Source organism: Nostoc sp. ChiQUE02 (genome assembly GCF_034531305.2).
In the GTDB taxonomy this organism is placed as follows: Bacteria; Cyanobacteriota; Cyanobacteriia; order Cyanobacteriales; family Nostocaceae; genus Nostoc.
The window spans coordinates 148,003-156,370 of sequence record NZ_JAVRBN020000015.1 but is presented as its reverse complement, the minus strand read 5'-3'; the positions used below and the strand labels follow the sequence as shown (position 1 = coordinate 156,370).

Annotated in this window: 8 protein-coding genes and 1 pseudogene; 4 read left to right on the top strand and 5 right to left on the bottom strand. The window is 43.2% G+C overall.

The genetic code is table 11. The annotated features are described in order from the left end of the window. Positions 1–227 (bottom strand): annotated as a pseudogene (locus RM347_RS17625) (photosystem II D2 protein (photosystem q(a) protein)); the annotation flags it as partial. A gap of 909 nt (positions 228–1,136) precedes the next feature. Between RM347_RS17625 and RM347_RS17620 the strand changes: the two are divergent. From RM347_RS17620 to RM347_RS17605, 4 genes are all read left to right on the top strand, one after another. After that, positions 1,137–1,706, top strand: coding sequence for a photosystem I assembly protein Ycf4 (locus RM347_RS17620; RefSeq protein ID WP_322720726.1), 570 nt, complete (start codon positions 1,137–1,139; stop codon positions 1,704–1,706). Between the two features lie 198 nt (positions 1,707–1,904). Further along, a complete protein-coding gene (locus RM347_RS17615) occupies positions 1,905–2,705 on the top strand; it encodes a peptidylprolyl isomerase (protein ID WP_322720724.1) in 801 nt (266 codons plus the stop codon). A gap of 74 nt (positions 2,706–2,779) precedes the next feature. Beyond that, entirely contained in the window at positions 2,780–3,922 is a 1,143-nt protein-coding gene (locus RM347_RS17610) for a beta-ketoacyl-ACP synthase (protein WP_322720722.1), read from the top strand. Positions 3,923–4,282: 360 nt separating this feature from the next. Next, complete coding sequence (locus tag RM347_RS17605; RefSeq protein WP_322720720.1) at positions 4,283–5,572, top strand: Glu/Leu/Phe/Val family dehydrogenase; 1,290 nt, start codon at positions 4,283–4,285, stop codon at positions 5,570–5,572. 57 nt (positions 5,573–5,629) lie between these two features. Here RM347_RS17605 and RM347_RS17600 read toward each other — a convergent pair whose 3' ends face one another. The 4 genes from RM347_RS17600 to RM347_RS17585 all read right to left on the bottom strand — a co-directional run bounded on the left by RM347_RS17600 (position 5,630) and on the right by RM347_RS17585 (position 8,367). Next, positions 5,630–5,755: a hypothetical protein gene (locus RM347_RS17600; protein WP_322720719.1), complete on the bottom strand. Its 126-nt coding sequence runs from the start codon at positions 5,753–5,755 to the stop codon at positions 5,630–5,632. 36 nt (positions 5,756–5,791) lie between these two features. Then, complete coding sequence (locus RM347_RS17595) at positions 5,792–6,913, bottom strand: Gfo/Idh/MocA family oxidoreductase (RefSeq protein WP_322720717.1); 1,122 nt, start codon at positions 6,911–6,913, stop codon at positions 5,792–5,794. Positions 6,914–7,015: 102 nt separating this feature from the next. Then, positions 7,016–7,489, bottom strand: a complete 474-nt coding sequence (locus RM347_RS17590; protein WP_322720715.1) for a hemerythrin domain-containing protein — start codon at positions 7,487–7,489, stop codon at positions 7,016–7,018. 638 nt (positions 7,490–8,127) lie between these two features. Further along, the gene (locus tag RM347_RS17585; RefSeq protein WP_322720713.1) at positions 8,128–8,367 is read right to left on the bottom strand and encodes a hypothetical protein; all 240 of its coding nucleotides are present in this window, start codon (positions 8,365–8,367) and stop codon (positions 8,128–8,130) included. Between the last annotated feature and the right edge of the window lies 1 nt (position 8,368).

Sequence of the window (8,368 nt, the reverse complement as noted above, 5' to 3'; positions counted from 1 at the left end):
GCCACTGTCAGGAAGTTAGCACCTTCTAGGTAGGAGGAGGCTAATCCGTGGGTGTACCAAGAGGTGACGAAGGTGGTGCCGGTCAGCCAACCGCCTAGTGCTAGGAAGGCGCAGGGAAATAACAGTATCCCTGACCAACCTACGAATACGAAGCGATCGCGCTTGAGCCAGTCGTCGAGAACGTCAAACCACCCTCTACCGGGGGCGCGTCCAACTGCGATGGTCATCGGACTAAAATCCTCTTTTTTTACTAAAATTGCAACGTTTCTAAGACAGTGCGGAGAGCCAGTGTAACCGACTGCCGTGAGGAATTAACGTTTTTTTTTGACAATCTCAACAGCATAAAAGCAACTGAGATTCTGAGAGCTTACCGATTTATGAAATCAGCATTTCTCTTTCTTTATGCCATTACACGTACCATCGGCTAGTAATCTAGCTTGTGGTAACTTAATGATTCTTAACTTATCACACTAGTCAGGGTTTTTGCCTGATACACAGAAGTAAATCAGGTATGAAACACGAACCTTATAAATAATATGAATATCAGAAATTTTACAATTTGACACAACTTTTCTCAGAAATCTAACAAAATTTAGTCAAGATGGAAGTAGGTGGGTAACTCATTCCCAAGAGGTGAAAAACAGTCAGGGAGAGGGGAACAGAGCAGCAGAGGTGAAAGAATTTTTATCAGCGATTGAGTAAAGAAATTATATAACGTGCCCTAACAAATTATATGGGTAGCAGGAACTAGGAAGAAGCGCAGTTGAGTTTTTGTCAACAATGTTTGGTAAAATGTGGATGGTTAACTTAACCGCCACGGTCGTTGATACACCTCTTGGAAAACCTATGTGAAACGTTGGACAATGGGAAAGGGAGTTGGCACATCTTGACTAATACAAATAGCCTAAATGGTTTGTCCCATAGTGCAAGTAAGCCAGTATCATCCGGGACAGTAAAATTTGTAGGGTACAGGGTAAAAAATTCATAGTCTGCGGCAGGGTATCCCGTGGACTTAAAACGTAGCTCTCAGTGCCTCCTAAGCAATAGCTGGATTGGCACAGATGCCCACACTCTATGCAAAAGCATTCAGTGTGCGAGTATGTCACAGCGAATATCTCACGGGCAATGGTAGTTCAATGACGGCATCAACAACGATTAACAAAGGCGATCGCCTCCTGCATCAAAATGTTCTCGGTTCTCGTCGCTTCAGTAACTACTGGTGGGCAACTATCGTTACCTTGGGAGCGGGCGGCTTTTTATTGGCTGGGATATCTAGTTATTTAAAAGTTAATTTACTCATAGTTTCCGATCCAACTCAACTGGTGTTTGTCCCCCAAGGATTGGTGATGGGGTTATATGGCACTGCTGGCTTGCTATTAGCCACATACCTGTGGCTAGTGATTTTATTGGATGTTGGAGGCGGTTACAACGAATTTAATCAGGAAACAGGCACAATCAAAATCTTCCGTTGGGGGTTTCCTGGCAAAAACCGCCGAATTGAGATTGATAGCCGCATAGAAGATGTACAATCTGTGCGAATAGCTGTAAAAGAAGGTCTTAATCCCCGTCGCGCCCTCTATCTACGCATTAAGGGCCGGCGAGATATACCATTAACACGGGTTGGACAACCGTTATCTTTAACAGAGTTGGAAAAAGAAGGCGCAAAGTTAGCCCGCTTTTTGGGAGTGTCACTAGAAGGATTATAAGGAATTGGGAACTGGGGAAGAAGCAAGGGGGCAGGGAGCAAGGGAGAAGAGTTTTTCCCTCTGCCCCTGCACACCGCCCTTCTGCTTCTTTTCAATGCCCAATTCCTAAATCCCTAATCTCCAATCCCCAGTCCCTAATCCCTAATCTCCAATGCCTCTCAAAACGATAAGATACTGTGGTTAAATCAGTAACTGGCAATGCGGTTAAAATTTTCACAATTTTTGCTTTCTCTTGTGCTCATCAGTACCTTGATGTTGGGAGGATGTTCAACACAGCAAGTTGCTTCTAATACGTCTTCTCCATCCTCGACAGCTACCTCGACCACAAGCGAGGGAAGCACCAAGACAACTACTGAAGCAACATCTGTATCTCAAACTAGTAGTGAGAGTATTCCTGGAATTACAGATTTACCACGGCTCGAAGGCAAGGCTACTGTGGTGCTGACGGTTAAAGGTTCGCCGATTACTATCGAAGTAGACGGCACTGATGCCCCCATTACAGCTGGCAACTTCGTAGATTTAGTGCAAAAGGGTGTGTACGATGGTTTAGCTTTCCATCGAGTTGTGCGCGAACCCCAACCGTTTGTAGTTCAAGGGGGCGATCCCAAAAGCAAAGACCCGAAAGTTCCAGCAGATCAACTAGGAACTGGTAGCTATATTGACCCAAAAACGGGAAATGCTCGTTATATACCTTTAGAAATTAAGGCTAAAGGTTCAGATACTCCGATTTACAATAAACCATTTGATGCTACTGCTCAAGCTGTCGTATTGCCCCATAAACAGGGTGCAGTAGCGATGGCGCGATCGCAATCACCAGACTCTGCTTCTGCCCAGTTTTACTTTGCTTTAGCGGATCTAGCATTTTTGGATGGTAACTACGCCGTGTTTGGCAATGTCACTCAAGGCTTTGATGTCGTAAACAAAATTCAGCAAGGCGATCGCATTGACTCTGCTAAAGTTACCCAAGGTGCTGAAAATCTGAAAGCACCAGGACAGTAGGAGGAAGAGAGCAGGGGGAGCAGGGGGAGAATAACTACTAACTCCTAACTTTTAACTCCTAACTCCTAAATTTAGTGAAAGTTCTTGTCACTGGTATTGGCCTAGTTTCCGCCTTGGGTGGAAGTTTAGAGGATAGCTGGAAAAATCTGATAGCAGGTAAATCTGGAATTAGGTTACATCAGCCATTTCCAGAAATAAAACCACTTCCTCTAGGTTTGATTGGTCAACAACCATCTGAGTTGGCAATGTTGACTCGGATGGTTGTTTCTTCTGCTTTGCAAGATTCTGGGTTAGTTTCACCTTTAGCTGATTGTGCTGTAGTCATTGGATCGAGTCGCTCTTATCAAGCGTCTTGGGAGATGCTGGCGCGGCAAATGTATAACGACGCGTCAAATTTGCCCGTTTCCTCTTTTGGAAATTGGTTAGAGATATTACCTCACATGAATGCGATCGCAGCTGCAAGACAAATTGGTGCATCTGGGATAGTTTTGGCACCGATGGCAGCTTGTGCAACTGGAATTTGGTCTATTGCCCAAGCGGCTTTACTTATACAAACTGGGCAATGTCAACAGGCGATCGCTGGCGCAGTGGAAGCACCAATTACACCCTTAACTTTAGCTGGGTTTCAGCAGATGGGTGCTTTGGCGAAAACTGGGGCTTATCCTTTTGATTTGCACCGAGAAGGCTTAGTGTTAGGCGAAGGCGCAGCTGTGTTTGTCTTGGAATCAGCAGAGTTGGCAAAACAGCGTCAAGCAAAAGTGTATGGTGAAATTCTTGGTTTCGGCTTAACTAACGATGCATATCATAGTAATTCACCAGAACCTGAAGGGAAAAGTGCGATCGCTGCCATTAAACAATGTCTAGAACGTAGTTGTTTATCACCAGCCGATATCCATTACATTCATGCTCATGGCACAGCTACCCAGTTAAATGACCAAATGGAGAGCATGGTAATCCAGCGTTTGTTTCCCCAAGGGGTAGCAGTTAGTTCCACCAAGGGAAGTACAGGCCACACACTAGGAGCATCTGGAGCTTTAGGTGTGACTTTTTCTCTTATGGCATTAAAGCATCAAATTTTACCACCTTGTGTAGGATTGCAGCAGCCAGAGTTTGACTTAGATATCCTTACATCTGCACGTCTAAGTAAAATTAGGCAGGTACTATGTTGCAGTTTTGGCTTTGGTGGACAGAATGCAGCGATCGCGTTAGCAAGGTAAAAACTTGTGGGTTTAACTATCTGACCAAGATTGGATAATTTATTTTTTGGAGTTCCTTAAAAGGCACGGTATTTAGAATCTATCAGGATTTACGCATTGAAAACCTGAAACCTTGATCATCCCTAACCTTCCTTAAAGGGGGATCTTAAGAGCCAACTTTTTAAGGGGGTTGGGGAATCTCTTGTGCGTAAGTCCTATCTATATAATCCATTAGTCCGCATATTGATTTGCATCTATAGCAGGATATAAAATATAAATCTGTAACAAAAACTACAAAATTTCTATTTTCCAAAAAAAAAGGATAAGCTAAATACAGATGATATCCGGTTCGTAAAGATACCGTGATTAGGAGAAAATTTTATGATTTCAAAATCCCTGTTGCTGTCAGAACCTGCTTCTCCAGCACATATATGTCCATTTGACCAAGCCTGTAGCTACTTAGAAGCGGCAGCTAAAGAATTAAATTTAAATCAGGGTTTGCTGGAAATTCTCAGTCACCCGCGCAAGGTTGTCACGGTTTCCATTCCTGTGAAACTAGATGATGGAGAAATACAGGTTCTCGCTGGACACCGGGTACAGCACTCCGATGTCTTAGGCCCCTACAAGGGCGGAATTCGTTACCATCCAGCTGTAACACTGCGGGAAGTATCTGCTCTAGCAATGCTAATGACTTGGAAATGTGCCTTGTTAGGTATTCCTTACGGTGGTGGTAAGGGTGGCATTCCTATAGATCCAAAACGCTACAGTGTTGGTGAATTAGAGCGAATCAGCCGCCGTTATATCAGCGAGTTGATTAAAGATATTGGGCCTTCTGTAGATATTCCTGCACCGGATATGGGTACTTCGGCCCGTGAGATGGCTTGGATGATGGACACTTACTCTGTAAATGTTGGTCATGCTGTACCAGGAGTTGTGACTGGGAAACCGCTTTCTATTGGTGGTTCTCTGGGACGCGAAATGGCCACTGGACGTGGTGTGATGATTATTGTCCGTCAGGCACTGGCAGATCAAGGTAAATCCTTGGCAGGAGTGCGAGTAGTTATCCAGGGTTTCGGTAACGTTGGTAGTGCCGCAGCGGAATTACTATATGAAGCAGGCGCGAAAATTATCGCTGTTTCAACTGGTGCTGGGGGAATATTTTCCGAAGTTGGTCTTGATATTCCCAAGTTGAAAGTCTACGCTGCTGAAAATCGCAAGAGTATTGTGGGTTTCCCGCAATCTGTACCAATTAGCAATGCAGATTTATTAACTTTACCCTGCGATGTCTTAATACCAGCAGCTTTAGAAAACCAGATCACTAAAGAAAATGTGAATCAGGTGCAGGCGCAAATTGTCGCAGAAGCAGCTAACGGCCCGATTACCCTTGAGGCTAACTTGGCGTTAGAGGCGCGGGGCGTGACAGTACTACCGGACATCTTGGCGAATGCTGGCGGTGTGGTAGTCAGTTATTTGGAGTGGGTACAGGGTCTTTCTTACGTATTTTGGGATGAAGAGCGCGTCAACCGCGAAATGGAACATTTGATGGTGCAAGCCTACCGTAAGGTGATTCACCAGTCAGAGGTGCGCCAAATTCCTTTAAGGTTAGCAGCTTACACCTTAGGGGTGGGTAGAGTGGCGCAGGCGCTGACTGACAGAGGTCTTTATCCTTAAATTTTTATACTTAGTTGTTCATAAGGCAGAATAAATCATTATCGGTAGTAATTTTACTTAATCCGCCATTGATTTATCTGCCTTTTTTTCTTGGGCGATCGCTACAACATGACTAGTACACTGTGGCGAAAGTTTGCCTACATTTAACCAGTTGCTCAGAGCAACTTCAACTTGTCTCACCAAGCTAATATTATTTGGTCAAGGATACTTCAACCTAGCTTACGACTGCCCAGAAGGTGCAGCAGCATGAATCAAGTCTGGCTTCTCGTCAAGAGGAGGATGCTCAATAGTTTGAGCCGATGTGGGGCGTTGATGGCGAGCGCGAGTTTGGATCTGCACAGGTTGACCCGTCTCAATTGACTGGTAAAGCGCTTGAATGATAGAAACATCAATCAACCCTTCCGTCCCAGATGGTTCTGGATCTTTATCTTCGAGAATACAATCAGAGAAGTAGGTAAATTCAGCTGCTAGTTGATCGTGAGCCTCAAAGGTACGCTCTTGAGTTTCACCATTAATTGTTAGGTAATGCTTGATTTCTCCCTGCCAAGGATATGCAGGATTTACTCGTAAATCGCCTTGAGTACCTACAATCTGATAGGTTGAAACACTTGCCCCTCCAAAGCTACAGGTAAATGTTGCCAATCGCTCATTGGGAAAACGCAAGATGACGCTAGTCATTTCTTCGACTTCACTAAAACGTTGTTCTCCCTTATTGGCAGCTACAGCAAATACTTCAATTGGTTCATCTTGCAATAGATAACGTGCAGCATTAATGCAGTAGATGCCAATATCATAGAGCGTGCCACCACCAGTGACATCTCGTAAACGAATATTGCCTTCTTCTACTTGCTGAGTAAAAACTGAGTTGAAAATCCGTGGTTCACCAATTTGCTTTGAGCGCACAATTTCGACTGCTTGTAAATTGGCTTCTTCTAAATGTAAGCGGTAGGCAATCATCAGCTTCACATTGTTGTCATTGGCAGCTTTAATCATTGCCTCACACTCTTGTTCAGTGGTTGCCATTGGCTTCTCACATAACACATGAATTGCCTGATTAGCAGCCCGCACAGTGTAGTCGCAATGCAAGTGATTGGGCAGCGCAATATAAACTGCATCAATCTCGCCGCTTGCCAGACAGTCCTCATACTCCTCGTAGGAATAAGTATGCTCAATACGATACTTTTTGCTCAGTTCTTCGTTTTTAGTGGGATCATCTGAAACCAATGCGACTAATTCCGAATTTTCGGCGTGGACAAAGGAAGGTAAGGCGGCTTGTTGGGCAAACCAACCTAAACCAACAACGGCATAACGAATTTTGCCCTTACTATTTGCAGCAGTCATATTTATACTCTCTCATGAAGGAATAGCTTGGTAATTTGAACGCACCAATTACGTGCATTTTGTAACTAACTGTTTATAGAAACATTTAGAAAAATGGCATTATTATGTTGCTAATGCAGCTTCTATATCTGGCATCAATTTAGCTTTAGTTTCCTGAAATTCCTGACCCAATTCAGTTAGCTCTTGCTCGCTCATACATTCGCGCACAGCATTAAAAATTTCGCTTTCTTCTTCTTCTACATGATGAGCAACTGTTTCCTGCAATTCACTCATTTTTTCTTTAAACTCAGAGTCAGTAGGCTTAAGCGCCTTAATCTCCTCTAAAATCACTGAAACTTCTTCATGTTCTTCTTCAGCTTCTTCAACATATTGTTCAGTTTCTTCGTATTCTCGCAAAGCTGGGTAGAAGACTAATTCTTCAGTTCTAGCATGTAAGCTCAATGCTATATAGATTTGATTGAACTGCTCAACTAATTTTGCACCTTTAGCCTTTTCTGCTTCCGCAAAAAGTTTCTCAACTTGGCGATGTTCTGCTTCAATTAATGAAAGAATGTCTGTTGCTTTAGTTTTAGCCATTTTTCCCCTCAGTAATAATCAATTTATAGGGCTGAGAATTTGGAGATTGATCAATGGGATCTCGTATATTCTCAATGACTTGCTAAATTAAAACCTCATTCTTTGAGTAAGCTTTAATTTAGACTTAAGGAATATTTGTGATATTTCACCTTGAATCAAATTCATAACCTCAGCATGAGGAATGCTGAGTATGTAGCATTAGCAGCCCAAGGCTACAACCCAAACCTTGAACGCTAGTTGAAGATCCTCACACGGTACAGTATTAAATTGGTCTTGCACCTTAGCTCAACTTTATCCATTTTTGTTGAAACACCAAAGTAGCTGACGTTGAAACCTTTAGTGGTATAAGTCCTGAACACAACTAAGTTCTGCTTGTCTTTGATGTTATGACAACTAACCTCTACAAACAGGGATTATTGCTTCTGCGTCAAGCGCTTGATAATTCCACAGATGACTTTTGCCCTGAGTAATGGGAAGCTATTGAAGAATTACTCCAGGAGTGATCGCATCTGAGAAATTTTTGATGCGTGCTACCAAGAAGCAAGCGATCGCTCAAAACTTCCCATTGATTAATTCCCTATTACACTTCTTGGCTTTTTAGAACAAATTTTAGATGAAAACTGGTTTCCTAAGTAGAACTAGTGCAATTTGGCAAATATGATGGCAAGGCAAAGTTTTTTTATCCCACGTTCATGAGCTGCGAACATTTTTATTCGTTGTTCAAGTGAGAGTTTTCGCAACTGGGAAAACAGATAAATATCGGCATCGATACTGGTATCAGCGCCTTGCGGTCGATAATTTAGTTTTGCGCCTATCTGCGAGGAGGCATTTTCAGCAGTTGCAACATCAAAAGTTATTAAACGTTGTTCTGAGGTCATA

Bases quoted from the DNA above. Each gene is read 5' to 3' on its own strand.
- RM347_RS17620 (WP_322720726.1), top strand. From the start codon at position 1,137: ATGACGGCATCAACAACGATTAACAAAGGCGATCGCCTCCTGCATCAA.
- RM347_RS17595 (WP_322720717.1), bottom strand. From the start codon at position 6,913: ATGACTGCTGCAAATAGTAAGGGCAAAATTCGTTATGCCGTTGTTGGT.
- RM347_RS17585 (WP_322720713.1), bottom strand. From the start codon at position 8,367: ATGACCTCAGAACAACGTTTAATAACTTTTGATGTTGCAACTGCTGAA.
- RM347_RS17615 (WP_322720724.1), top strand. From the start codon at position 1,905: ATGCGGTTAAAATTTTCACAATTTTTGCTTTCTCTTGTGCTCATCAGT.
- RM347_RS17605 (WP_322720720.1), top strand. From the start codon at position 4,283: ATGATTTCAAAATCCCTGTTGCTGTCAGAACCTGCTTCTCCAGCACAT.
- RM347_RS17590 (WP_322720715.1), bottom strand. From the start codon at position 7,489: ATGGCTAAAACTAAAGCAACAGACATTCTTTCATTAATTGAAGCAGAA.